This window comes from Mesorhizobium sp. B2-4-7 (assembly GCF_006442685.1).
Taxonomy (GTDB): domain Bacteria; phylum Pseudomonadota; class Alphaproteobacteria; order Rhizobiales; family Rhizobiaceae; genus Mesorhizobium.
This window is the reverse complement of the sequence record NZ_VFVH01000002.1, coordinates 261,692-287,211: the sequence shown is the minus strand read 5'-3', so window position 1 is coordinate 287,211 and position 25,520 is coordinate 261,692. Positions and strand designations below refer to the sequence as shown.

The 25,520-nt window shown below is 64.8% G+C and carries 18 protein-coding genes; 11 read left to right on the top strand and 7 right to left on the bottom strand.

Annotated features, from left to right (window positions below; genetic code table 11):
• Window positions 1-180 precede the first annotated feature (180 nt).
• The gene (dnaK, locus tag FJ946_RS08045) at window positions 181-2,097 is read right to left on the bottom strand and encodes a molecular chaperone DnaK (protein WP_140514198.1); all 1,917 of its coding nucleotides are present in this window, start codon (window positions 2,095-2,097) and stop codon (window positions 181-183) included.
• Between the two features lie 346 nt (window positions 2,098-2,443).
• On the opposite strand from dnaK, the gene FJ946_RS08040 reads away from it, so the two are divergent.
• From FJ946_RS08040 to FJ946_RS08020, 5 genes are all read left to right on the top strand, one after another.
• Complete coding sequence (locus FJ946_RS08040) at window positions 2,444-4,672, top strand: hypothetical protein (protein ID WP_140563744.1); 2,229 nt, start codon at window positions 2,444-2,446, stop codon at window positions 4,670-4,672.
• A gap of 10 nt (window positions 4,673-4,682) precedes the next feature.
• Window positions 4,683-8,441, top strand: coding sequence for a hypothetical protein (locus FJ946_RS08035; protein WP_140563742.1), 3,759 nt, complete (start codon window positions 4,683-4,685; stop codon window positions 8,439-8,441).
• Window positions 8,442-8,642: 201 nt separating this feature from the next.
• Window positions 8,643-9,320 carry a ribulose-phosphate 3-epimerase gene (rpe, locus tag FJ946_RS08030; RefSeq protein WP_140563740.1) on the top strand — a complete coding sequence of 226 codons (678 nt, stop codon included), beginning with the start codon at window positions 8,643-8,645 and terminating at the stop codon, window positions 9,318-9,320.
• A gap of 417 nt (window positions 9,321-9,737) precedes the next feature.
• Entirely contained in the window at window positions 9,738-10,484 is a 747-nt protein-coding gene (locus tag FJ946_RS08025) for a GntR family transcriptional regulator (RefSeq protein ID WP_140514205.1), read from the top strand.
• A 214-nt stretch (window positions 10,485-10,698) separates the two neighbouring features.
• Entirely contained in the window at window positions 10,699-12,228 is a 1,530-nt protein-coding gene (locus FJ946_RS08020) for a malonyl-CoA synthase (RefSeq protein WP_140563738.1), read from the top strand.
• 78 nt (window positions 12,229-12,306) lie between these two features.
• Here the strand turns inward: FJ946_RS08020 and FJ946_RS08015 are convergent, their stop codons facing one another.
• The 5 genes from FJ946_RS08015 to FJ946_RS07995 are packed head-to-tail and all read right to left on the bottom strand — an operon-like array spanning window position 12,307 to window position 17,310.
• Window positions 12,307-13,419 (bottom strand): NAD(P)/FAD-dependent oxidoreductase, encoded by a 1,113-nt coding sequence (locus tag FJ946_RS08015; RefSeq protein WP_140563736.1) that lies wholly within the window; start codon window positions 13,417-13,419, stop codon window positions 12,307-12,309.
• Window positions 13,420-13,428: 9 nt separating this feature from the next.
• Entirely contained in the window at window positions 13,429-14,607 is a 1,179-nt protein-coding gene (gene nagA / locus FJ946_RS08010) for an N-acetylglucosamine-6-phosphate deacetylase (RefSeq protein ID WP_140563734.1), read from the bottom strand.
• Entirely contained in the window at window positions 14,604-15,656 is a 1,053-nt protein-coding gene (locus tag FJ946_RS08005) for an SIS domain-containing protein (protein WP_140491611.1), read from the bottom strand. Before FJ946_RS08005 ends, nagA begins: the two co-directional genes overlap by 4 nt.
• Complete coding sequence (locus FJ946_RS08000) at window positions 15,653-16,435, bottom strand: GntR family transcriptional regulator (protein ID WP_140491609.1); 783 nt, start codon at window positions 16,433-16,435, stop codon at window positions 15,653-15,655. The genes FJ946_RS08005 and FJ946_RS08000 overlap by 4 nt, the downstream gene beginning before the upstream one ends.
• On the bottom strand, window positions 16,432-17,310 hold the full coding sequence (locus FJ946_RS07995; protein WP_140563732.1) for an N-acetylglucosamine kinase: 879 nt from the start codon (window positions 17,308-17,310) through the stop codon (window positions 16,432-16,434). The genes FJ946_RS08000 and FJ946_RS07995 overlap by 4 nt, the downstream gene beginning before the upstream one ends.
• Window positions 17,311-17,509: 199 nt before the next feature.
• Here FJ946_RS07995 and FJ946_RS07990 point away from each other — a divergent pair, with 199 nt between their 5' ends.
• The 6 genes from FJ946_RS07990 to FJ946_RS07955 all read left to right on the top strand — a co-directional run bounded on the left by FJ946_RS07990 (window position 17,510) and on the right by FJ946_RS07955 (window position 24,365).
• Window positions 17,510-18,460, top strand: coding sequence for an N-acetylmuramic acid 6-phosphate etherase (locus FJ946_RS07990; RefSeq protein WP_140563730.1), 951 nt, complete (start codon window positions 17,510-17,512; stop codon window positions 18,458-18,460).
• A gap of 117 nt (window positions 18,461-18,577) precedes the next feature.
• A complete protein-coding gene (locus tag FJ946_RS07985) occupies window positions 18,578-19,837 on the top strand; it encodes an ABC transporter substrate-binding protein (RefSeq protein ID WP_140491603.1) in 1,260 nt (419 codons plus the stop codon).
• 249 nt (window positions 19,838-20,086) lie between these two features.
• The gene (locus tag FJ946_RS07980) at window positions 20,087-21,016 is read left to right on the top strand and encodes a sugar ABC transporter permease (RefSeq protein WP_140524307.1); all 930 of its coding nucleotides are present in this window, start codon (window positions 20,087-20,089) and stop codon (window positions 21,014-21,016) included.
• A gap of 226 nt (window positions 21,017-21,242) precedes the next feature.
• The gene (locus tag FJ946_RS07970; RefSeq protein ID WP_140551691.1) at window positions 21,243-22,082 is read left to right on the top strand and encodes a carbohydrate ABC transporter permease; all 840 of its coding nucleotides are present in this window, start codon (window positions 21,243-21,245) and stop codon (window positions 22,080-22,082) included.
• Window positions 22,079-23,140 carry a Gfo/Idh/MocA family oxidoreductase gene (locus FJ946_RS07965; RefSeq protein ID WP_140563728.1) on the top strand — a complete coding sequence of 354 codons (1,062 nt, stop codon included), beginning with the start codon at window positions 22,079-22,081 and terminating at the stop codon, window positions 23,138-23,140. Before FJ946_RS07970 ends, FJ946_RS07965 begins: the two co-directional genes overlap by 4 nt.
• A 226-nt stretch (window positions 23,141-23,366) precedes the next feature.
• A complete protein-coding gene (locus FJ946_RS07955; RefSeq protein ID WP_140514224.1) occupies window positions 23,367-24,365 on the top strand; it encodes an ABC transporter ATP-binding protein in 999 nt (332 codons plus the stop codon).
• Between the two features lie 186 nt (window positions 24,366-24,551).
• Here FJ946_RS07955 and FJ946_RS07950 read toward each other — a convergent pair whose 3' ends face one another.
• Complete coding sequence (locus FJ946_RS07950; RefSeq protein WP_140563725.1) at window positions 24,552-25,397, bottom strand: fumarylacetoacetate hydrolase family protein; 846 nt, start codon at window positions 25,395-25,397, stop codon at window positions 24,552-24,554.
• Window positions 25,398-25,520 lie beyond the last annotated feature (123 nt).

Genomic DNA, 25,520 nt, shown 5'->3' with positions numbered 1-25,520 from the left:
TGCAGTGTTGCGTCGTTTGCCGGCACGTTGCCACGATTTAGGATCGGCGCAGCCCGGATGCTAGGGCCGGCGCGGAGCTGTTCGTGCTTTTCGACGATTTTTTCCGCACTTTTTCTGCCAGGGTTGCAAAAAAGCCCGGCTTTGCGCCGGGCTTTCCGCTTTATCTTGCCGTCAGCCGGTTCAGGCCGACTTCTTCTTGTCGTCGTCCTCGTCGATTTCCTCGAAATCGGCATCGACCACATCCGAGTCCTTGGCGGCGTCCGCTTTGGCGTCGGCTTCCGCCGCTTCCTTCTGCGAGGCCTCGTACATGGCCTGGCCGAGCTTCATCGAAGCCTCCGCGAGCGCTTGGCTCTTGGCTTCGATTTCCGCTGCGTCGTCACCCTCGGTAGCGGTCTTCAGCGCCGCGATCGCGTCCGATATCGCCGTGCGGTCGGCTTCCGAGACCTTGTCGCCATATTCCTTCAGCGACTTCTCCGAGGAATGCACCAGCGCCTCGGCCTGGTTGCGGGCCTCGACCAGCGCGCGCCGCTTCTTGTCGGCGTCGGCATTGGCTTCGGCATCCTTCACCATCTTCTCGATGTCGGCGTCCGAAAGGCCACCCGAGGCCTGGATGCGGATTTGGTGCTCCTTGCCGGTGCCCTTGTCCTTGGCCGAAACATTGACGATACCGTTGGCGTCGATGTCGAAGGTGACCTCGATCTGCGGCACGCCGCGCGGGGCCGGCGGAATGCCGACCAGGTCGAACTGGCCGAGCGCCTTGTTGTCGGCGGCCATTTCGCGCTCGCCCTGGAAGACCCGGATGGTCACGGCCGACTGCGAATCCTCAGCCGTCGAGAACACCTGGCTCTTCTTCGTTGGAATCGTCGTGTTGCGCTCGATAAGCCGGGTGAACACGCCGCCCAGCGTCTCGATGCCGAGCGACAGCGGGGTCACGTCGAGCAGCAGCACGTCCTTGACATCGCCCTGCAGCACGCCGGCCTGGATGGCGGCGCCGAGTGCGACGACCTCATCGGGGTTGACGCCCTTGTGCGGCTCCTTGCCGAAGAACTGCTTCACGATCTCCTGGATCTTGGGCATGCGGGTCATGCCGCCGACCAGCACCACTTCGTCGATCTCGCCAGCCTTCAGGCCGGCATCCTTGAGCGCCGCCTTGCACGGATCGATGGTGCGCTGGACGAGGTCTTCGACCAGGCTTTCGAACTTGGCGCGCGTCAGCTTCAGCGTCAGGTGCTTGGGCCCGGTGGCGTCGGCGGTGATGAACGGCAGGTTGATCTCGGTCTGCGTCGTCGACGACAGCTCGATCTTGGCCTTCTCGGCAGCCTCCTTGAGGCGCTGCAAGGCAAGCTTGTCGTTCTTCAGGTCGATGCCCTGTTCCTTCTTGAACTCGGCCGCCAGATACTCGACGAGGCGCATGTCGAAATCCTCGCCGCCGAGGAAGGTGTCGCCATTGGTCGACTTCACCTCGAACACGCCGTCACCGATCTCGAGCACCGAAATGTCGAACGTGCCGCCGCCAAGGTCATAGACGGCGATGGTCTTGCCGTCCTTCTTGTCGAGGCCGTAGGCGAGGGCAGCCGCGGTCGGCTCGTTGATGATGCGCAGCACTTCGAGGCCGGCGATCTTGCCGGCGTCCTTGGTCGCCTGGCGCTGGGCGTCATTGAAATAGGCCGGAACGGTGATGACCGCCTTCTCGACCTTCTCGCCGAGATAGGCTTCCGCCGTTTCCTTCATCTTCTGCAGGATCATGGCCGAGATCTGGCTGGGCGACTGCTTCTTGCCGCCGGCCTCGACCCAGGCATCGCCATTGTCGCCCTTGACGATCTTGTAGGGGACAAGCTTCTTGTCCTTTTCCGTCACCGGATCGTCATAGCGGCGGCCGATCAGGCGCTTGACCGCGAAGATGGTGTTTTCAGGATTGGTGACCGCCTGGCGCTTGGCCGGCTGGCCGACGAGACGTTCGCCGTCGCCCGAGATGGCGACGATGGAAGGCGTCGTGCGCGCGCCTTCCGCATTCTCGATCACCTTCGGCTCCTTGCCGTCCATGATGGCGATGCAGGAGTTGGTGGTGCCGAGATCGATACCGATTACTTTTGCCATTTTTCTAGTCTCTCCGCTAAGCAGGCTCTCAGGACCCGTAAGGCGTTCCGACGAAAGCCCCTGTTCACAAGAAATCCCGTTCGGCAACCGCTGTTGCGGCGCTGGACGGCTTGGCGCGTATATAAGAACAGGCAGCATCGGGCGCAAGCATTCTGCGCAAGGCTTCCACCATCCTCGCCAGCGGATGGCGAAACGGCGCAATTACGCCTGCGCCTGAGGCATTTGCGCCCGTTCCGCCTCGCTGCGGTCTGGAAAGAATAATCAGACCCCACGGTGAACCTTTCCGCCTCCGCGTGCGACTGACGCTCAGGCGCCGCATGATGCGGCCACGGGAAAGGGAGCCACCATGACCAGCACCCCAGGGACGCCATGGCCTCCCCGACCAACAGGAGCTCGGCGCGACCATCATCTTCGCGACAAGGTCGATGCGCTTGGCTTTCCGCCGGTTCCGTTGACCCTGCACAGGAGCAGGCGTATCGTAATTATGAGGAAAGCAGACAATTCGATCGGGGACGAACGTGCCGGAACGCCGCGCCTTGCGCTGGTTTGCGCGGCAGGATCGGTTGGTTCTCCCTTAGACTTCGGGGGGAGTTCCATGTCTCGCGATCACCGCCGGTTCGCGCCCTCTCGTGCCGGCGGTTTGGGCGGCGTGGCGAAGGCCGCCAGCGCCTTTCTTGTCCTGGCGCTGACCGCCGGCCTATGGCTTGGCGGCCCCGCGCGGGCGCAGGAAACCCGGATCATCTATCCCGGCTCGATGGCGGTCACCGGATTTTCCGGCACCGTCATTCCCGATTTCGACTCTTCAGATTCCGAAAAGGGGGGCCTGCCGCCCGGCGTCGATCCGATTGACGAGACCTTCATCGACACGGCGCGCGCCACCTTGCGCGTTTTCGACGTTTCAAGCCTGGGCGGGCCGGCCTCCGGCCAGCTCGTCTACACGCCGCCGCCTTTCGAGGTGACATCAGGCCAGATCGGCCAGGTGTTCGGCCTCACCTATGATGACGGCATGCGCGGTGGCGTCCCGTCAGGCATTCCCAATCTCTATGCCGGCGCCACCTCGCTGCACGGCATCCGCATCGTCACGCCTGACGCCGACGATGACGGCCGTCCGGAGCGGCAGCGCCGCGGCATGGCAGGCGCTGCCTTCATGGAGGGCCAGTTCGGCACCGAGAACGGCGGCGGGCCGGGCACCATCTGGAAGGTCGACGGCATCAGCGGGCAGGTCGCCAAATTCGCAGACATCGACACCAACAGCGGGCCCGGCATCGGCAATCTCACCTTCGACCCCATCCACCGCCAGGTCTTCGCCTCCGACCTCGATACCGGTCTGATCCATCGCATCGACGCCAATGGCGCGCTGGTCGACACGTTCGACCATGGCGTCGCCGGGCGCCCGGCGCATGGCCTGGCTCCGGTCGCCGACGATGGCGCCGTCATGGACATACAGGGAGCGGCCTTCGACACGGAAGACCCCGAGACCTGGGGCTACACCCAGGACGAGCGCCGTGTCTGGGCAGTCGCCTATCATGGCGGCCGGCTCTATTATTCCGTCGGCGAGAAGGCCGAGATCTGGTCCGTGGGCATTGCCCGCGACGGCCGCTTCGCCGGCGATCCCCGTTGGGAGCTGACGGTCAAGGCCGACAAGGACTATGCCGTCACCGACATCGCCTTCGACGATAGCGGCTTCATGTACCTGGCCCAGCGCGGCCCGGTCGAGAACCGCTACGACTACAGCCAGTTCGCCGATTCCGGCAGGGGCGAGGTCATCCGCTACTTCAGCGAAAACCCGAACGATCCGGCAACGGAATCGGTCTGGGTGAAAGCGCCGCAGGAATATGCCGTCGGCTTCCCGCAAGGCTTCAGGCAGTCGGCCGGCGGGCTGGACCTGCAATATGGCTATGACGCCGAAGGCGATCTCGACACCTCGGCCTGTGCCCAGACGCTGGTCAACACCGGCGACAAATTGCGCGACAATCCGGCTCTTGCCGAGCGGCTCGCCGCTGGCGGGCCGCTCGCCGTGCATGGCGTGCAGATCACGCCCAGGGAGCTGGTCAAGCCGGCCAATGTGCCGCCTTTCGGCTCCCGGTTCGTCGACTTCGACGGCTATTTCGAGGACCCGGAAGTGGAAGGCCATGTCGGCGACGTCGCCGTCTGGCATCCCTGCGAGGGCCGCGCCGGCTATTATGAGGAAATCCCGGGCGGCTATCTGCCACCGTTCTATCCGCCGGACTTCCAACCGCCCGGCAACCTGCCCCCTTGTCTCGATGTCGACGATGTCAGGTATTTCTGCACACCGCGCGGGCTCGAGGCGGACCTTTATCTCCATGACCATGCCGGCCTCGGGGGCGATTCGATCAAAGCCCAATCCAGGACGCCAGGCGTCGGGGTGACCTCGCCCATGTCGCATGTGCCTGGCAAGCCATACACGATCGGCATCACCGGCCACGATCCGGGCGACACGGTCGATGTCGGACTCTGCTTCTACAGGAAGTCCGACAAGGACAAGGGCGGCTACTACCCTTGCTGCAAGATGACCTTGCCGCTCAGAACGCCAGCCGTCAGCTGCGACCGTTGAGGAGGGGACGATGAACAATCTCGCACTCTCCCTGCTTGGCGTCGCCGACAAGGCAACGGTCAAGAACACGAGGCGCCTGTCTTTTGCCAGGCGCGCTGCGCGCTGGCTGGTGGCGGCCGGTATCGCGGTCGCCATGCTGCCGGCGCTGCCGGCACTTGCCGAAGACACGGCTCCGGCCAAGACCGTCCAGGCCGCCAGCCCGGATAAGGAATTCAAGCTCGACAATCTGCGCATCATCAATCCGGAGCCCGGACGAGCCGTGCCGTTCTTCACCAAGACCGGCGGCCAGCGAAGCTGCGACTATGTCTTCTACACGTTGAGCTTCGGCCTGCGCGGCGCCCCGCAAGCCTTCTCCAGTCCGGGGCTGTCGGCTTCGCTGCAGAGGGCCCGGCTCGACTTCAAGGACCAGCTCCCGCATGGCTTGCAAATCGTCGACATGCAGGTCTCCGGTGACGGCACCGATGCGTCGGGCGGACCTCTGCCTGGCGCCGTCATCAGCAATTCGGCCGGCCCCAACGACACGGCAACGGTTTCGGATTTCCGGATTTCCGCTTCCGATCTCGACGGCTCGGGCGCACCGGGCGAACGCGTCATCACTTTCCGCATCACCGCCCGGATCGACCACGCGGCGTTCCCCGCGCCGGCGACGGTCGACAATCAGGGCCTGGTCAAAGTCACCGTCGGCACCGGCACGGGAACCATCATCCCGTCGCAGGATCCCGGCAAGCCGGACGACGGCAATTTTCTCACCGGCGAAAAAACCTCGATCCGGATCGACCTGACCAAGTGCAATCCGCCACCGCCACCTCCCGGCAAGGAATGCTTCAAGGTGGAGCGCGGCACGGTCGACTGCGTGCCCGGCGGCGGCGCGTTCATCTACCATATGCCTGTCGGTCCCGAGATGGGCGGCAGGTGGGTGCAGCTTTCGACCGCCACGCCAGGCATCACCATCGTCCCCGACACACAGAAGATGCCGGCCGGCGGCGGTGTGCTGAACTGGAAGATCGTCGGCGCCTCGCCCGGCGACGTCATCCACCTCGTCGTCACCGGCATCGAGACCTATGCCGGGCCGAAAGAGGGTTGGGGGCTCTGCTGCACGCAGACCATCGACATCGTCATCCCGCGCGACCAGAGATGTCCGCCCAAGGACAGGGAACCGGACCTGAAGGTCGAGAAACGCGCCGATGTCACGCGCTGCACCATGGGCGGCGGCTGCGACTTCAGCATCCGGGTCACCAATGTCGGCGACGCGCCCTACAACGGCAAGATCGTGCTCGACGAGGTGACGCTGCCGGCGGGCTCGACGCTCGATTCGGGACCCAATCCGCCCTGGACCTGTGTGCCCGGCGCCACCCCGATGATGTGCACCCATCCGGTGACCACGCTCAATCCGGGGGCTTTCATCGACCTGGAGTTCGGCTTCAAGCCGGCTGGCGGCTGGCAAGGCAGCAGCTTGCGCAACTGTGCCACCTATAACTATGCCGCCAGCGGCAAGCCGCTGTTCGGCAGCCAGGCCAACGACCGTGGCTGCGCCTCGATCCCGATCTGCCGGCGTGGCGATCGCGATCGCGACTGCCGGCCGCCGGTCGAGAAGAAGGCCGACCTGATCCTGAAAAAGCGTGCCCGCGCGGAAGCCTGCACCGCCGATGGCGTGTGCAGCTTCGTCATCGACATCATCAACAACGGCACCTCGACCTATAACGGGCCGCTGACCGTGGTCGACACCTATCCCGGGGGCGCGCCGGCCTCCTCGACCTTTGGCCCGAGCCCACCTTGGACATGCGGTCCGAACGGCCCCGGCCAGTTCCGTTGCGACAATGCCGGCATCTCGCTGCCGCGGGGCGCTTTGACGGCGATCGTCGTCAAGGCGGTGGTGCCGGCCGGCTACCGGTCGGACACGGTCGAGAATTGCGCCGAGGTGAAACCGATCCCCGGCGAGACCGACCTCACCAACAACCGGGCCTGCGCCAAGCAACGCATCCCTCGTCCCAATGGCGGCCAGCCTGTCCTGCGTATCACCAAGACATGCGGCAGTTCGCTGGCGGGTGCCGCTTTCGTCTCCTGCCGCATCACCGTCAGCAATGCCGGCACGGCTGCCCCCACCGGTCCGGTGCGGGTCAACGATGCCGCCACTTTGGTGGCGGGCGGCGCGCCCGTCCAGATCCAGACCGTCACATCAGACGGCGCGGAATGGGCATGCGGGCCGGTTCCGGCCGACACGCTGGCGTGCCAGATTCCCGGCGCCGTCATGACGCCGGGAACCAGCAGGCACTTCGACGTGACGGTTTCGGCCAACGGCGAGTTCGAGAATTGCGCGCGGGGCTCCTACGGCCCGGCGCAGGGCGAGGATGTCGTCCATCCGGTCGGCCGGGCCTGCGCCAAGGGCGGCGTGGTCTCGTCCATCCGCGTCGAGAAGACCGGCGACCGCGAGTGCCGGCCCGGAGAACCCTGCTCGTTCGAGATCACCATCACCAACGACGGCCCGGCGGAATTTTCCGGCCCTGTCCGCATCGGCGATGCGATCGGCGTCGAAGGCCTCGGCCGGCTGGAAGGCGTCGCGATCACCTCGATCGAGCCGGCCTTCGGCTGCTCGCCGGAACCGGCGGCCTTGCCTGCGTCCTGCATCGCAGACCTGACGCTTGGCGCTGGCGAAAGCCGCGTCCACCACGTCACCGTGGTCATCCCCGACGACGGCCGCCTGGCCAATCTGCAAGGCAGCGTCAACGGCCAGAACTGCGTCGGCGTGCTCTCTCCCGACACGCGGGTGCAGGGCGGCGGAGATGTGCTTTCCCGCGACCAGGCCAATACCCAGGGCAATCGCGACAAGGCCTATGCCTGCCATCCCTTCGCCATCAGGCATGAGACGAAGAAGGAATGCTCGGCAGGCTTCGTCATGAACGACGCCGGCCGGTGCGTCTGCCCGCAAGGCACCACCTATCGCAACGGCCAGTGCTCGTCCGGCGGCGTCATCATCCCGCCGAAGGAGCCAAAGCGTTGCGTGCTGCTCAAGGGCCAGGTCCGCACAGAGGACGGACGCTGCGTCTGTCCGCGCGGGACCGAGTTGGAGAATGGCGCCTGCGTCACGATATCCAGGCCGGGCTGCGCGATACCGGGCTCGGTGCCGACATCGAACGGCCATGGCTGCACCTGTCCCAGGGGCACGCATCTCGACCGGGATGCCAACGCCTGCGTACGCGACAGGCCGAAGCCTGAGCAGTGCACCATCCGTGGTCAGGTCCACGGCGCGGAAGGCGAATGCGTCTGCCCACGAGGGACCGAACTGCGCAAGGGAGCCTGCCGGGCTCTCCAGCCGGAGCCTGAGCAATGCACCATCCGCGGCCAGGTCCACGACGCCAATGGCGACTGCGTGTGCCCGAGGGGGACCGAGCTGCGCAATGGAGTGTGCCGGCGCAAGCAGCCCGATGTGGAGCAGTGCGACATTCGCGGCCAGATCCACAACAAGCGCGGCGAGTGCGTCTGTCCGCGTGGAACCCAGGTGATCGACGGCGCATGCCGCCGGTCCAGGCAAGAGAGCGAATGCGCGCCGGGCTCGCAAATGGTCAACGGCCAGTGCCAGCCGATCTTCAGGCGGCGTTGCCCGGAAGGCATGATCGGCCGTTATCCAAACTGCAGGCCGGTGCGCGGGCTGCCCTCGCTGGAACTCAACCCGGGACTGCTGCTGCAGCAGGTTCTGCCACGGCGCAGGCCGCAGTCCGAACAGCAGCAGGATACGGCTCCAAACAGAATCCTGAATCTCCAGCAGCAGTAACCATCGCCTGAAGGCACATCGGAAACCCCGCCGGAGCAATCCGGCGGGGTTCTTCGTGGCCGGGCAGGCTGAAGCTGCAACACGAAGAGGACGCCGCACTACCCCAGCTGTGGAACCGCCAAGCTCGCACCCTCGACAAGTCAGCGGCTGCGCTTTAGGCAGTGATCAGATGAAAAAGGCGCTCGGAAAGGCCCCGTCATCATGACGAAAAAAACCTTGATCGCACCTTCGGTGCTGGCTTCGGACTTTTCGAAGCTGGGCGACGAGGTCGAGGCCGTCGCGGCAGCCGGCGCCGACTGGATCCATCTCGATGTGATGGACGGCCATTTCGTCCCCAACATCACCTTCGGTCCGCCGGTGATCAAGGCGATCCGCAATCGCACCAAGGCTTTCTTCGACTGCCATTTGATGATTGCGCCGGCCGATCCCTATCTGGCAGCCTTCGCCGAGGCCGGCTGCGACGGCATGACCGTGCATGCCGAGGCCGGGCCGCATCTCGACCGCTCGCTGCAGACGATCAGGAATCTCGGCAAGAAGGCCGGCGTTTCGCTCAATCCGGCAACGCCGGAAAGTGCGATCGAATACGTGCTCGACAGGCTCGACCTGATCCTGATCATGACCGTCAACCCGGGTTTCGGGGGCCAGGCCTTCATTCCGGCAATCGTCGACAAGGTGAGGCGGGTCAAGGCGCTGATCGGCGGCCGGCCGATCCGCATCGAGATCGACGGCGGCGTGTCGCCCGAAACCGCGCCGCTGGTGACCGCCGCCGGCGCCGATGTGCTGGTGGCCGGCGCCGCCATCTTCAAGGGCGGCAGCGTGGAAGCGTACCGGGCAAATATCGGGGCGATCAGGACGGCGGCCGACAAGGCAGCCGGCTAAAAGCACCGCACAAGGAACCGATGGAGGCCAGGATCTCCCCACGTGGTCAACCCCGGGGGCCTGCACTGCGCGCTTCGCTGCGGCTGGCCCCGCGACAAAAGCCATGGGCAGGATAAAAGGCCTGATTCGGTCCCACTGTTCGGTGTCTTTTGCGCGCGACGGAAAAGAGGTTCGCGCGGAGGCACGGAAGAACAGGTGATCCTGCATATAAACACGTTAAATTTCCGCCGGTTGTAGCCGAACACGATTTCGTTCGACCAGATATAGGATCGTGCATATTTCTTTGTTCTAAAGTACAATGACGCGATCTCCCGCTTGAGCGCGTCGAGGCGCGCGCGGTAGGGTACGTGTACGGAAAGGGAACTGTTTCTCGGACTCGAATTGCCCAGGACAAGATTTGGGGACAAGGAGCCGATTTTGACATACGCAGCTGCCAATCTGAATGACGACGGCACAGGCTCGAAGAGTACGCTCGCCAGCACCGTCTATCATCAACTCCGTGCCGATCTTCTGCGGGGCGCCTTTGAAACCGAGAGCAAGCTGCGGGTTGAGTGGGTTGTTTCCAAATATGGCGCCGGCGCTTCCCCGGTTCGTGAGGCTCTCAATCGCCTGGCCTCGGAAGGGCTTCTCGGTCGGCATGACCAGCGAGGCTTCTTCATCATGCCGGTCAGCGCGGCAGAGCTCGAGGAATTGACACGTACCCGTTGCTGGCTCGAGGAACGGGCGCTTCGCGAATCCATCGCCCACCGCACCGCCGAATGGGAAGAACAGCTGGTTCTGGCGTTGCATCGGTTGGGGCGCACCTCACGTCTCATGCCAACGGATCTGTCGTCGCTCAATCCGGACTGGGAGAGACTGCACCGCACTTTCCACCGTGCGCTGATCTCGGCCTGCCGGTCGCGATGGCTGGTGGGGTTTTGCGACCAGCTTTCCGATCACGCCTACCGCTACCGCCGAATGGCCAGTAACGGCGAAGGCATCCAGCGCGACGATTTTGCAGAGCACCGCCTGATCGCGGAAAATGCGCTGGACGGTAATGCCGACGCCGCGGTCGAAGCCCTGCTCAATCACTATCGCCTGACGGCAGCCATGTGCATGGAGCGCTTCAAGCAGGTCGAAGCATCAGAGCCGGCCAGCGCCAGGGCCGAGCGCACGCCACGTTAGCGCCGCATCGCGCCCCAAGCCTTTGCCCCCCACCGCCGAGGCCTTCCGCTTTTCGCCGGCGACATGATCATGGCGGCCGCGTGGAGCCGCCCTTGCGGGCTTGACGGGTCGGCAAGAACCACCAACAGTCTGGCGCCGTGCAAGCGGCCGAACCGGAAGACAGGCCCGGCTCCGTCGGATGCATGCCTTTGGCCGCCAGACGCAGGAAGACCTCATGAGCAATCATCTGTTCGACATTTTCCGGTCCCGGATGCCGAAGCCCGGACGCCTGTTGATGCGAACGGATGACGGCCGCGTGCTGACCTATGGCGACATGCTGGCGCGCTCGGCGCAACTGGCGCACGCGCTTTTGCAACTTGGCGTCGAGCCCGGCGACCGGGTCGCGGTGCAGGTCGAGAAGAGCCCGGAAGCTATGCTGCTGTACCTCGCCTGCCTGCGTGCCGGCGCCGTCTTCCTGCCGCTCAACACCGCCTATACGCTGGCCGAACTCGCCTATTTCTTCGGCGACGCCGAGCCCCGGCTGGTCGTCTGCGATCCGGCACGGGCAGCCGACATCGAAGCCCTGGCGCAAAAATGCGGAGCCCTTGCCGTCACCCTCGACGGCAAGGGCGAAGGATCGCTGGCGGACCAGGCGTCGCGGCAATCGCCCGACTTCCACGACGTCGCGCGCGGTCCCGACGATCTTGCGGCGATCCTCTACACGTCGGGAACGACCGGCCGCTCGAAAGGGGCCATGCTCAGCCACGAGAACCTCGCCTCGAATGCGCGCGTGCTGGTCGACTATTGGCGCTTCAGATCAGACGATGTGCTGATCCACGCGCTGCCCATCTTCCACACCCATGGGCTGTTCGTCGCCACCAACGTCATCCTGATGGCCGGCGCCTCGATGCTGTTCGAGCAGAAATTCGACGAAGGGCGCATCGTCTCGCTCTTGCCGGACGCCACGGCGCTGATGGGCGTGCCGACCTTCTATGTCCGGCTCTTGCAGCAGGACGGGTTGACCCGCGAGGCGGCAAGAAACATCCGCCTGTTCGTTTCCGGCTCCGCGCCGCTGCTGGCCGAGACGCACAGGGCCTGGCGCGAGCGCACAGGCCACGCCATTCTCGAGCGCTACGGCATGACCGAGACCAATATGAACACCTCGAACCCCTATGATGGCGAGCGCCGCGCCGGCACCGTCGGCTTTCCCTTGCCCGGCGTGTCGTTGCGCATCGCCGACCCCGACACTGGCAGGCCGCTTGCCCAAAGCGAGGTCGGCATGATCGAGGTCAAGGGGCCGAATGTCTTCTCCGGCTACTGGCGCATGCCGGAAAAGACCAAAGCGGAATTCCGCGACGACGGCTTCTTCATCACAGGCGATCTCGGCATGATCGACCCCGACGGTTATGTCCACATCGTCGGCCGCGGCAAGGACCTGATCATCTCGGGCGGCTACAACATCTATCCCAAGGAGCTCGAGAGCGAGATCGACGCGCTTGACGGCGTCCTGGAAAGTGCCGTCATCGGCGTTGCCCATCCCGATTTCGGCGAAGGCGTGACGGCCGTCGTGGTTCGCTTGCCGGCTTCGACCGTCACCGCTGCCGAGATACTCAATGCCATTGCCGCGCGCGTGGCGAAATACAAGCATCCCAAGCGCGTGGTCTTCGTCGACGAATTGCCGCGCAATACCATGGGCAAGGTGCAGAAGAATCTGCTGCGCGATACCTACAAGGACCTTTTTTCCATAAGCAGTCCCGCCAGCTAAGTCGATCCAGGCAAGGATACCTCATCCCGCTTGTTTGGACGGGGAGCATCGCGACAGTTTCGTGCGGTCGCCTGGGCACTATCGGGGGAACAAGAGACCGACGACATGCTCGGCCAGCGCCAGGCTTGCCGTCAGGCCCGGGCTCTCTATGCCGAACAGGTTGACGATCCGGCCCGCGCCGTGGTCGGCCGGCCCCTGCACCATGAAGTCGGCCGCCGGCTGGTTCGGGCCCGAGAGTTTCGGCCTGATCCCGGCATAGGCCGGCAGCAGGGCGCCGTCCCTCAGATCCGGCCAATAGCGCCGGATCTCGTCATAGAAGACCGCGCCGCGGCCGGGATCGACCGCATAGGCCGCCTGGTCGATCCATTCGACGTCGGGGCCGAAGCGGGCGCTGCCGCCGAGGTCGAGTGTCAGGTGCACGCCCAGGCCGCCATTGACCGGCACTGGATAGATCAGCCGCGAGAATGGCGAGCGGCCCGAAAGCGAAAAGTAGTTGCCGCGCGCCAGCCAGAGCGGCGGCACGAGCTCTGGCGGGAACCCTTCGATGCTACCGGCCAGCGCCTGCGCGTCGAGCCCTGCGGCATTTACGAAAGCGCCGGCTTTCAACGCGAACGTCTCGCCGTCGCCATCGCGCGTGGTGATACGAATCCCGTCGGCCTCGACCGTCGCCGCTGCGACGGCGGTCAGGAAGGCGAACGACGCACCGGCCGCCTCCGCGTCGCCGCGCAGCGACAGCATCAGCCCCTGGCTGTCGACGATGCCCGTCGACGGCGACAGCAGCGCCCCGGCGCAGCTCAGCGCCGGTTCGAGGCTTTCTGCTTGCGCGGCGGTCAGCAAATCGAGGTCGTCGACGCCGCATTGTTCCGCATTGGCCCGGATTGCATTGAGCCGAGGCAGCTGGCCCGGTTCGACGGCGACGATCAGCTTGCCGGTGCGTCGATGGCCGATGCCGCGCTCGCGGCAATAGGCATAGAGCCGTTCGCGTCCTTCGACGCAGAAACGCGCCTTCAGGCTTCCGGGCGCGTAATAGAGCCCGGCATGAACGACTTCCGAATTGCGCGAACTGGTGACGGTGCCGATCGAAGCGGCCTTTTCGACCACCAGCACTTCGCGGCCCGACAGGGCGAGCGCCCTGGCGATGGCGAGCCCGACGACGCCGGCTCCGGCGACGACGCAATCGACGTCAGGCATTGCCGGCTTTCACCGTTGCCCGCCGGCGCTGGTCGAAAAAACACTGTCGCCGCCGATCCAGACGCTTTTGATGTCGAGATCGTCCGAAAGCGAAACGATGTCGGCGGCGGTGCCCTTGGCGAAGCGGCCGAGCCGGTGCGATTGGCCGATCGCCTGCGCCGGATAAAGAGAGGCCATGCGCAAGGCCTCGGAAAGCTCCACGCCCACGCTGCGGTGAGTGAAGCGCACAGCCGAGATCATGTCGAGATCCGCGCCGGCCAGCGTTCCATCGGCAAGCCGCAGGCTGCCGTCCTTGCGGTAGATGGTGCGGCCGTTGAGCGTGAAGGAGGTCATGTCGGTGCCGATCGTCGCCATGGCGTCGGTGACCAGCACGATCCTGCCCGGCCCCTCTTTGGCCCGCAGCGCTATTGCGATGGTGGCGGGATCGACATGGATGCCGTCGGCGATCAGTCCCGCGGACAGGCCGCCGATGTCGATGGCGGCGCCCGCCAGTCCCGGCTCCCGGTTGCCGATCTGGCTCATGGCATTGAACAGATGCGTGACCACGCTGGCGCCGGCCTCGGCGAAGGCTTTGGCCGTGGCGTAGCCGGTGTCGGAATGGCCGAGGCTGACGATGATGCCGGCCTTGGCCAAGGCCGTCACGCGGGCCGCCTCGACGGATTCGGGTGCGATCGTGGTGAGCAGCACCGGGAGCTTGCCTCGCGCCGCGATCAGCATCGCCTCGTCCTTGTCCGTCATCGGCCGGATCAGCGCCGGGTCATGCGCGCCCTTGCGGGCGATCGACAGATGCGGACCTTCCAGATGCAGTCCGAGGAACCCCGGCACTTTCCGCAGTGCCGACGCCTCGCCGGCGGCAATCGCCGCGGTCGTGATATCGGCTGTATCGGTGATCAGCGTCGGCAGCAGCGCCGTGGTGCCAAACGCCGCATGCGCCCGGCAGATGGTCTCGATCGAGGCGACATCGGGATGATCGTTGAGCATGACGCCGCCGCCGCCATTGACCTGGATGTCAACGAAGCCCGGAGCCAGCATGCCGCCGCCGGTGTCGACGCGGCGGATATCCGTGGCAAGCGCGCCGGTGGGCAGGATGGCCTCGACCAAGCCGTCGCGCACGACGAGGGCATGACCGTCATGCCAGTCGTCGCCGTCGAAGATACGGGCGCCAGTCAGGGCGAAACGGTCGCTCATACGGTCTCCGTCACCTTGCGAAGGTTGCGCGGCGTGTCCGGATCGAGGCCGCGGTGGCGCGCAAGGGCCTCGACGAACACGTAGAAGGAGACGATCAGCGTCAGCGGATCGGTCAGTGGATGGCCGGTGGCGACATGCGGCAGGCGTGTGGCCTTGTTCGCCAGCATCGAGGTGACGAAGACCGGCGCCCCCTTGGCCGCCAGGCTGTCGGCGGCTTCGGCCACGGACGGTTCGGATGCGTCGCGCGCGGCCAGGGCCAGCACCGGAAAATCGGGGCCGATCAGCGCCAGCGGGCCATGCATGACTTCGGCAGCACTGTAGGCCTCGGCATGCATGCCGCAGGTTTCCTTGAATTTCAGCGCCGCTTCGTTAGCCATCGCCGCGGATGGGCCGCGGCCGAGGATGAACAGCGACTTCTGCTTTTCGATCGTTTCGACGAGCACGCTCATCCAGTCGCAAGCGATCGCCTTGCCGAAATGCTCGGGCAAGCGGGCAAGCGCCTTGAGAAGCGCTTCGTCGCCGGTGGAATGCGCCATCAGAGCAAGGCCGGCGACGGCGGAATTGACGAAGGTCTTGGTCGCCGCGACGCTGCGCTCGGGCCCGGCCAGGATGTCGATCGCATGGTCCGAGGCGCGCGCCAGCGGTGAATCGGCGGTGTTGGTGACGGCGATGGTCAGCGCGCCACCTGCCCGTGCGGTTTCGGCCATGGCGACGATGTCGGGGCTCTTGCCCGACTGCGAGATGGCCAGGCACGCGGAGCCGCCGAGCCTGAGCTTGCGGCCATAGATCGAAGCGATGGAAGGGCCGACCGAAGCCACCGCAAGACCGGCGGTGAGTTCGACCGCGTATTTCATGAAAGTAGCGGCATGGTCGGACGAGCCGCGCGCCACAGTGACGACGAAATGCGGGTCGCGCTCGCGAATGCCGCGGCCGGCTTCGGAAAGTACGGCACCGGAACCGTCGAGCAGGCGGGCGACGGCTTGCGGGATCTCCTCGATCTCGCGCCGCATATGGGTCGGCTCCGTCGATTTGTTAGGCTCGGTCGTCATGGTCGGCCCTCTTCGCTCGGCCCTGTCAGCCGCAGTTCGGCGACGAAATCATAAGCGTCGCCCCTGTAGATGGAGCGGGTGAACTCGATCACCTTGCCGCTCGCCAGATAGGAAATACGCTCGATGTGCAGGCCGGCAATGCCCGGCGGCACTTCGAGCAGGCGCGCGTCGCCGTCGCCGAGATTGGCGGCCGAGATGCGCTGCACCGCGCGCACCGGCCTGTTGCCGGTCAATTCCAGGGCTGCGTAGAGCGAGGAGCCAATTCCAGCGGGGTCCGGCAGCACGCTGGCCGACAGCGAGGCGCGCTCGATCGCCAGCGGCGTGTCGTTGGCGATGCGCAGGCGCGCCACGCGCGCCACCAATTCGTTCGACGACAGGCCAAGCACCATCATCTCGTCGGGCGAGGGCGCGTAAAGGCCGCGGTCGAGCCAGGCCGAGCGCACAACCATGCCGCGCCGCGCCATGTCCTCGGTGAAGGAGGTCAGCCGCGACAGCGACTGCTCGACCCGCTCCATGCGCGGCGCCACGAAGGTGCCGGAGCCGTGGCGCTGGACCAGGATGCCGCCCTTGACGAGGTCCTGCACCGCCTTACGCACGGTGACACGCGAAATATCGGCCTTGATGGCGATGTCGCGCTCGGAAGGCAGCGCGTCGCCGGGCCCGATCAGGCCGCGATTGACGGCATCCTCAATGCTTTTGCGCAGTTGCAGGTAGAGCGGCGCACCGCTTTGCGAGGACTGTTTCAGCGCGGCGAAGATCTGGTCGGCGGCGTCGCTCATCGAGCCGCTCCCCTCGGCGCGAACAGGCGGACCGCCATCTGCACGGCGCCGCCGAGCGCATCGTCGAGCGGCTCCCGAAGCAGCGCCCGGTAGCGTGCCGACAAGCGCGGCGCGTAGAGCGGCGCCAGCCCGCCGAGCAGGCAGAGCGGCGCGTCTGCCGCGAGATCGAGAGCGCCGAGCGAGGCCTCGACATCGCCGACCGCCTTGTCGAGGATCCAGTTGGCGACCGCGTCGCCCTTTTCGGCGTGTTCGAACACTTTGGGGGCGAAGCCGCCGAAATCGCCGGGCTTGGCATTGGTGGTGAACTCGACCACATCCTCCGGATTGTCGCGGAAGACGGCCATCATGCTATCGGTCAGCGGCGTGCGCGCGCGCACGCCATCATGGGCAAGCAGGGTCTGTTCGAGCAGGTCGCGGCCGATGCGGGCGCCGCTGCCCTGGTCGCCGACCTGGAAGCCCCAGCCGCCGATGGCACGCGACTTGCCGTTCTTGCGCGCCATGTAGGCGGTGCCGGTGCCGAGGATCGCCATGGCGCCGTCGCCGGAACCGACCGCGCCTTCCAGCGCGATTTCGGCATCGGTTTCGACGCGGCTGGTGCTGAACGGCAGGATCGCCTCGAGCTGCTGCCGGTAGGTGCCGACATTGGCGCCGGCGAGGCCGAGAATGGCCGGTGTTTGCGGGATCAGGTCCGAATCCTGGCCAGCCGCGACAAAGGCTTGCCGCGCCGCCTCGACGATGTTCGACCGGGCGCCGGTCAGGTCGGTGCGGATGTTGGCGGCGCCGCTTTTGGCGCGGCCGAGCACCGTGCCGTCTGCCATTGCCAGGGCCGCCCTGCAGCTGGTGCCGCCGCCATCGATGCCAAGCACGAATTTCACGTGATTTCTCCTCCAGGCCGATAATACCAATAAAATACCAATAGCCAAGGGTTAATTTCCGCTGCAAAAAGATTAGAGCGTATTTCACTGAAAAACTTGGCCATTTATCTGCGCCAGCGATTTCGGTGCGGCGAATTCGTTAATGCGTGTGGACAAGTGGTATTTTTTTGGTATTGTTTTCCGAATTGGAGGAATTGGGATGGCCGAAACGCGCACCGAAGCGCTGCACAGGAATGCCGAGGGGCTGGATATCCAGGCTCCCGAAGCGATCCTTGCTTCGCTGGCCGATGCGCAGGTCGAGGCGGCGAAGATTGTGCGCAACGCCATTCCCTCCATCGCCAAAGCGGCCGAGATCATCACCGGTAGCCTGAAGGGCGGCGGCAAGCTCGCCTATGCCGCGGCCGGCAGCTCCGGCCTGATGGCGCTTGCCGATGCGCTGGAACTGCCTGGCACCTTCGGCATCCGTCGCGACCGCATCGCCATCCTGATCGCCGGCGGCGATGAGGCCTTCAGAACGCTGGCCGGCGGCCCCGAAGACGATAAAGAGGAGGCCGCGACAGCGGTCGCCAACGCCGGCATTGGCAAGGGCGACTGCCTGATCGCAATCTCGGCCAGTGGTACGACGCCCTATGCACTGCGGGCGATCGAGGAAGCCGCCCGTCGCGGTGCGGCCACCATCGGCATCGCCAACAACCGGGACTCGGCTCTGCTGCGTCTGTCTGGAACCGCCATCCTGCTCGAAACGCCACCGGAAGTGATCGCCGGCTCGACGCGCATGGGCGCCGGCACGGCCCAGAAGATCGCCCTCAACATGCTGTCGACGCTCGCCGCTATCCATCTCGGCCATGTCCATGACGGCTACATGGTCAATCTCATGGCCGACAACAGCAAGCTGCGCGACCGCGCGGCGCGGATCGTCGCGGCCATCAGCGGCGGCAGCCGCGACGACGCGGCCCGTTTGCTCGAAAAGAGCGGCGGTGCGGTCAAGACCGCCATTCTGCTTGCCGCCGGCGCTGACAGCGCCGACACGGCGCAGAAGATACTGGAAGAGGCCGGCCAGAAGCTGCGGCCGGCCCTTTCCGCGCTGGGGCATGATCCCGAAAAGTGGAGACCGCTTCTCGGAAAAGATCATGCTCGAACAAAGAAATAGAGCCTGTTTCATCCCGGTGTCCATCGGGGTGAAGCAGGCTTGCGAGGGGAGCAAGGGGCGCAACGCCTCTGTTCTCATCAAAACCGAACCTGAAAAAGGTCAACAGGGAGACTGAGCATGACAACGAAACTACTGACGGCACTGCTTCTGGGCACCAGCATTCTCGGCTCCGCCGGGGTGGCTTACGCCGAGGACGTAACGCTCAACATCGAAAGCTGGCGCGGCGACGACCTTGCCATCTGGAAGGACAAGCTGATCCCGGCTTTCGAAGCCAAGAACCCCGGCATCAAGGTGGTGTTCGCGCCCTCGGCGCCGACCGAATATGACGCGGCTCTCGGCGCCAAGCTCGCCGCCGGTTCGGCGGGCGACCTGATCACCTGCCGCCCGTTCGACAAGTCGCTCGAGCTGTTCAAGAAGGGCAATCTCGCGGACCTCTCCTCGCTGCCGGGCATGGACAACTTCTCGCCGGTGGCCAAGTCCGCCTGGCAGACCGACGACGGCAAGGCGACCTTCTGCGTGCCGATGGCGTCGGTCATCCATGGCTTCATCTACAACAAGGACGCCTTCGACAAGCTCGGCATCAAGGTGCCGGAGACCCGTGACGAGTTCTTCGCCGCGCTCGACAAGATCAAGGCCGACGGCACGTACATCCCGATGGCGATGGGCACCAAGGATCTCTGGGAAGCCGCGACCATGGGCTACCAGAACATCGGCCCCAACTACTGGAAGGGCGAGGAAGGCCGTGCGGCCCTCATCAAGGGCGAGCAGAAGCTGACCGACAAGGACTGGGTGGCGCCCTATGAGGAACTGGCCAAGTGGAAGCCCTATCTCGGTGACGGCTTCGAGGCGCAGACCTATCCGGACAGCCAGAACCTGTTCACGCTCGGCCGCGCCGCCATCTACCCGGCCGGCTCGTGGGAAATCGGCCTGTTCAACACCCAGGCCCAGTTCAAGATGGGCGCCTTCCCGCCGCCGGTCGAGAAGGCCGGCGATACCTGCTACATCTCCGACCATACCGATATCGGCATGGGCCTGAATGCGGGCTCCAAGCATGCGGACGCCGCCAAGACCTTCCTGTCCTGGGTGGCCTCGCCGGATTTCGCCACCATCTACGCCAACGCGCTGCCGGGCTTCTTCAGCCTGAACTCCTCGCCGGTGAAGATGGAAGACCCGCTGGCGCAGGAGTTCGTCTCCTGGCGCGGCAAGTGCAAGTCGACGATCCGCTCGACCTACCAGATCCTGTCGCGCGGCACGCCGAACCTCGAGAACGAGACCTGGGTCGAATCGGCCAATGTCATCAACGGCACCGATACGCCGGAAGCCGCTGCCAAGAAGCTGCAGGACGGCCTCGACAGCTGGTACAAGCCCGCCAAGTAAGGCTCGGGCAATGAGCTGGGCCGTTCCAAGTGGACGGCCCAGCGTTTTTCGATAGCATCGACTGCGAAGGACGGCGCCGCCCCTTATCCGCCTGCCGGCACCTTCTCCCCGTACAGTGACGGTGAGAAAGGGAGTTGCCGCAACGCTGGCGACCTCCTCTCTCCGTTCTTCACCGGGAGAGGGTAAGGATGAGGGGCACCGCTGTTGTCGAAAGCATTTTCCCAGACCTGATCGGTGGGGACCGAACTCATGGCCGCACAAGCACGACCGAAAAGACCGATCCGCTGGCATATCGCCGTCTTCCTGGCGCCGGCGGTGCTCGTCTATACGGCGATCATGATCCTGCCGCTCGCCGGCACTTTGCAGCTGTCGCTGTTCCGCAACATCGAGCAATCCCAGGTCTTCGTCGGGCTGGCAAACTTCCGCACCCTGTTCGGCGATCCAAACTGGTCGGTGAATTTCTGGAACGCGCTGCGCAACAATGTCTGGTTCTTCATCATCCACATGCTGGTGCAGAACCCGATCGGCGTACTGCTGGCCGCACTTCTGTCCAGCCCCAGGCTGCGCTTTTCGGCCTTCTACCGCACGGCGATCTTCGTGCCGACCATCCTGTCCTTCGTCATCGTCGGCTTCGCCTGGAAGCTCATCCTGTCGCCGCTATGGGGCGTGGCACCGCACATGATGGACCTGGTCGGCCTTAAAAGCCTGTTCACGCCATGGCTCGGCAAGGAGCAGTATGCGCTGACCGCGCTTAGCCTGGTCTCGGTGTGGCAGTTCGTCGGCATCCCCATGATGCTGATCTACGCCGCGCTGCTGTCGATCCCCAATGAGGTCATAGAGGCGGCGGAATGCGATGGCATCACCGGCCTGTCGCAGTTCTGGAAGATCAAGCTGCCGCTGATCCTGCCCTCGATCGGCATCATCTCGATCCTGACCTTCGTCGGCAATTTCAACGCCTTCGACCTGATCTACACCGCGCAGGGCGCGCTCGCCGGGCCGAATTATTCGACCGACATTCTCGGCACCTTCCTCTACCGCGCATTCTTCGGCTTCCAGCTGCAGGTCGGCGACCCCAACATGGGCGCGACCATCGCCACGATCATGTTCCTGATCATCCTCGGCGGTGTCTGCGTCTACCTCTTCCTCATCCAGACGCGCCTGCGTCGATATCAGTTTTAGGGGGCGATATGTCGAGCTCGAGCACCCCCCTCTGTCCTGCCGGACATCTCCCCCGCAAGGGGGGAGATCAGCTGTTGTCACGGCCTTCGCCAGCCACCAGCGATGCAGGAGATGTGTCGGCGCCAAAGCTGCCAATCTCCCCCCTTGCGGGGGAGATGGCCGGCAGGCCAGAGGGGGGTGGCTGGGTGCTGTTCCTCGGCAAAGTAGCTCCTCAGGAGACCATCCAATGAGCACCGCCACCCGTTCGCTGCCCCGCACGATCGGCGCCCATGCGGTCCTGTTGACCTACACGGCGATCGCGCTGTTCCCGGTGATCCTTGTCATCATGAATTCGTTCAAATCCCGCGCCGGCATTTTCGGCGCGCCTTTGACGCCGCCGACACCAAAGACCTTCGACCTGATCGGCTACACCACGGTGATCGGCCAGGGCGACTTCATCCACTACTTCCAGAACAGCCTCGTCGTCACGGTCGCCTCGCTGTTCTTCGTGCTGCTGTTCGGCGCCATGGCGGCATTCGCCCTGTCGGAATACCGTTTTCGCGGCAATACGCTGATGGGCCTCTATCTGGCGCTGGGCATCATGATCCCGATCCGGCTGGCCACCGTCGCCATCCTGCAATTGATGGTGGCGAGCGGGCTGGTCAACACGCTGACGGCGCTGATCCTGGTCTACACCGCGCAAGGCCTGCCGCTGGCTGTCTTCATCCTTTCGGAATTCATGAAGCAGGTGTCCGACGACCTGAAGAACGCCGGCCGCATCGACGGCCTGTCGGAATATACCATCTTCTTCCGGCTGGTGCTGCCGCTGGTGCGGCCATCGATGGCGACAGTCGCCGTCTTCACCATGATCCCGATCTGGAACGATCTGTGGTTCCCGCTGATCCTGGCGCCGTCGGAAGAGACCAAGACTGTGACCCTCGGCGCGCAGCTCTTCCTCGGCCAGTTCGTCACCAACTGGAACGCCATCCTGGCCGCGCTCTCGCTGGCGATCATGCCGGTGCTGATCCTCTACGTCATCTTCTCGCGGCAGCTGATCCGCGGCATCACGTCAGGAGCCGTCAAGTGAATTCGCAATCGCCCCTTCGCGTCGTCGCCGCCGGCCTCGGCAATATGGGCCGCAGCCATGCGCTCGCCTATCACACCAATCCGGGCTTCGAGATCGCCGCGTTGATCAACCGCTCCGACGTGCCGCTGCCGGATGGGCTGTCGGGCTACGGCATCAGGCGCTCCTTCGACGATGCGCTGCGCGACGAAAAGCCCGATGTCGCCTGCATAGCCACTTATTCCGACAGCCACGCCGACTATGCGGTGAGGGCGTTCGAGGCCGGCTGCCATGTCTTCGTCGAAAAGCCCTTGGCGACGACGGTGGCCGACGCCAGGCGCGTCGTCGCGGCCGCCAAGGCCAATGGCAGGAAACTGGTGATCGGCTACATACTGCGCCACCACCCGTCCTGGATCAGGCTGATCGCCGAGGCGCGCAAGCTCGGCGGCCCTTATGTCTTCCGCATGAACCTCAACCAGCAGTCCTCTGGCCATACCTGGGAGACGCACAAGCAATTGATGCGCACGACCTCGCCGATCGTCGACTGCGGCGTGCATTATCTCGACGTCATGCTGCAGATCACCGACGCCAGGCCGGTCGAGGTGCGCGGCATGGGCGTGCGGCTGACCGAGGAGGTGGCGCCCACGATGTACAATTACGGCCACCTCCAGGTGCTGTTCGATGACGGCTCGGTCGGCTGGTACGAGGCCGGCTGGGGACCGATGATTTCGGAGACCGCGTTCTTTGTCAAAGATGTCATCTCGTCGACGGGCTGCGTGTCGATCGTCATGAAGGAAGGCGTTAAGTCCGACGACATCGACACTCACACCAAGACGTCGACCATCCGCCTGCACAGTGCGAAAACCGGCGCGGACGGCAAGTTCGCCAAGCCAGACGAGATGCTGTCGATGGAGGGCGAACCCGGCCACCAGGATCTCTGCGATCTCGAACAGGCTTTTGTCCTCAAGGCGATCCGCGAGGATATCGATCTCACCCGCCATATGGACGACGCCGTGAAATCGCTCGCCGTCTGCCTTGCCGCCGACGAGAGCGTGCGCAGCGGGAAGGCGGTGCGATTGTGAAAAGGGAGCTAGCGGCAGGGGTTGCGGCCTACGGCGCCCCCCTCTGGCCTGCCGGCCATCTCCCCCTCAGGGAGGGAGATCAGCTGTCGGCATGGCCTTCGCCAATCACAAACGTCAACAAGAGTGTTTCAGCGTCAAAGCTGCCAATCTCCCCCCTTGAGGGGGAGATGTCCGGCAGGACAGAGGGGGGTGCCCTGGCGCCCACTCATCAATTTGGAGGACTGCCGTGGGCTCGCTGAAGATCGAAAACGTGAAGAAGGCTTTCGGCCCGGTCGAGGTGCTGAAGGGCATCGACCTCGAGGTGACGGATGGCGAATTCGTCGTCTTCGTCGGCCCCTCGGGCTGCGGCAAGTCGACTTTGCTGAGGGTGATCGCCGGGCTGGAGGATTCGACCTCGGGCCGGGTGGTCATCGATGGCGCGGATGTCTCGGCCACGCCGCCGGCCAAGCGCGGCATCGCCATGGTGTTCCAGACCTATGCGCTCTATCCGCACCTGACGGTGAAGAACAATATGGGCCTTGGCCTCAAGCAGGCCGGCACGCCGGCGCCCGAGATCGAGCGCCGCATCGGCATCGCCTCGTCCATGCTGTCGCTTGAGCCTTATCTGGAAAGGCGTCCCGCCGAACTCTCCGGCGGCCAGCGCCAGCGCGTCGCCATCGGCCGCGCCGTGGTGCGCGAGCCAAAGCTGTTCCTGTTCGACGAGCCGTTGTCCAATCTCGACGCGGCACTGCGCGTCAACACGCGGTTGGAAATCGCGCAGCTGCATCGCCGCCTCAAGGCGACGATGATCTACGTCACCCACGACCAGGTCGAGGCGATGACGCTGGCAGACAAGATCGTGGTGCTCAATGCCGGGAAAATCGAGCAGATCGGCGGACCGATGGAACTCTACAATTCGCCGGCGAACGAATTTGTCGCGGGCTTCATCGGCTCGCCGAAGATGAACTTCATCGACGGCGCCAGGCTTGGGGAAACCGCCAAGAGCATCGGCGTGCGGCCGGAGCATCTGACTGTCGACCCGAAATCCGGCGCCTGGAAAGGCACGGTCGTGCATGCCGAGCACCTCGGCGCCGACACCAATCTCTATCTCGACTGCGAGAAGGCCGGGCTGATCACGGTGCGCATTTTCGGTGTTTATGACGCCGAGCCGGGGGCGACACTTTATGCAACGCCGGATCCGGCGAAGACCTATCGGTTTGGCGCGGATGGGAAGGTGCTGAAGTAGTATCGCAACATAGGTTGGCGCTGCCCTCATCCGCCTGCCGGCACCTTCTCCCCGTATAGTGACGGGGAGAAGGAAGATAGCACCAGCGCCGGCGATTGGCGAAAGCAGCAACGACAGCGTCCTTCTCCCCGTTTTACGGGGAGAAGATGGCGGCAGCCAGATGAGGGGCGGCGCGACTCGTGAAAGTTATGCGTCAGCCCTGAACGTCTGCTTCTGCTGGCCCAACCCTTCGATGCCCAGCTCCACCACGTCGCCGGCCTTCAAGAACACCGGCGGCTTCATGCCCAATCCAACGCCGGGCGGCGTGCCTGTCGAAATAATGTCGCCGGGATGCAGCGACATGAACTGGCTGAGATAGGACACAAGGTAGGCGACGCCGTAGACCATGGTCTTCGTCGAGCCGTTCTGCATGGTCTTGCCGTTGACGGTCAGCCACATCTTCAGGTTCTGCGGATCCGAGACCTCGTCCTTGGTCACCAGCCATGGGCCGGTCGGGCCGAACGTGTCGCAGCTCTTGCCCTTGGTCCATTGGCCCTGGCGCTCGGCCTGGAAGGCGCGCTCGGAGACATCGTGCGCGACGCAGTAGCCGGCGACATAATCGAGCGCATCGGCCTGGCTGACATATTTTGCCGTTTTGCCGATGACCACGCCGAGCTCGACCTCCCAGTCGGTCTTTTCCGAGCCGCGCGGGATCAGCACGTCATCGTCCGGTCCGACGATGGCCGAGCTGGCCTTCATGAAGATGATCGGCTCCGGCGGCACGGTGGCGCCGGTCTCGGCGGCGTGATCGGAATAGTTGAGGCCGACGCAGATGAACTTGCCGGTGCCGGCAACGCAGGCGCCGAGCCGCGGCTTGCCGGAAACCGCCGGCAGCGACTTTGCGTCGAGCTTGGACAGCATCTCCAGTGAGGCCGGGTGAAGCGTGGTGCCGGCAATGTCGGCGACATGGGCGGAGAGGTCGCGGATCGTCCCATCCGCATCGAGCAGGCCGGGACGTTCGCTCCCCACCTCGCCATAGCGCAGCAGTTTCATTTAAACCCTTCTCCTGGTTGCGGCCTCGCGGCCTTTTGCAAACTCTTCACCGAAACGAATGGCTCCCGTTGGGGAAGCCGGCGGACCGTACCACCGGCCTGATCCAGGGCAAGCGCGGACACC

Bases quoted from the DNA above. Each gene is read 5' to 3' on its own strand.
- dnaK (WP_140514198.1), bottom strand. From the start codon at position 2,097: ATGGCAAAAGTAATCGGTATCGATCTCGGCACCACCAACTCCTGCATC.
- FJ946_RS08040 (WP_140563744.1), top strand. From the start codon at position 2,444: ATGACCAGCACCCCAGGGACGCCATGGCCTCCCCGACCAACAGGAGCT.
- FJ946_RS08035 (WP_140563742.1), top strand. From the start codon at position 4,683: ATGAACAATCTCGCACTCTCCCTGCTTGGCGTCGCCGACAAGGCAACG.
- rpe (WP_140563740.1), top strand. From the start codon at position 8,643: ATGACGAAAAAAACCTTGATCGCACCTTCGGTGCTGGCTTCGGACTTT.
- FJ946_RS08020 (WP_140563738.1), top strand. From the start codon at position 10,699: ATGAGCAATCATCTGTTCGACATTTTCCGGTCCCGGATGCCGAAGCCC.
- FJ946_RS08015 (WP_140563736.1), bottom strand. From the start codon at position 13,419: ATGCCTGACGTCGATTGCGTCGTCGCCGGAGCCGGCGTCGTCGGGCTC.
- nagA (WP_140563734.1), bottom strand. From the start codon at position 14,607: ATGAGCGACCGTTTCGCCCTGACTGGCGCCCGTATCTTCGACGGCGAC.
- FJ946_RS08005 (WP_140491611.1), bottom strand. From the start codon at position 15,656: ATGACGACCGAGCCTAACAAATCGACGGAGCCGACCCATATGCGGCGC.
- FJ946_RS08000 (WP_140491609.1), bottom strand. From the start codon at position 16,435: ATGAGCGACGCCGCCGACCAGATCTTCGCCGCGCTGAAACAGTCCTCG.
- FJ946_RS07990 (WP_140563730.1), top strand. From the start codon at position 17,510: ATGGCCGAAACGCGCACCGAAGCGCTGCACAGGAATGCCGAGGGGCTG.
- FJ946_RS07985 (WP_140491603.1), top strand. From the start codon at position 18,578: ATGACAACGAAACTACTGACGGCACTGCTTCTGGGCACCAGCATTCTC.
- FJ946_RS07980 (WP_140524307.1), top strand. From the start codon at position 20,087: ATGGCCGCACAAGCACGACCGAAAAGACCGATCCGCTGGCATATCGCC.
- FJ946_RS07970 (WP_140551691.1), top strand. From the start codon at position 21,243: ATGAGCACCGCCACCCGTTCGCTGCCCCGCACGATCGGCGCCCATGCG.
- FJ946_RS07950 (WP_140563725.1), bottom strand. From the start codon at position 25,397: ATGAAACTGCTGCGCTATGGCGAGGTGGGGAGCGAACGTCCCGGCCTG.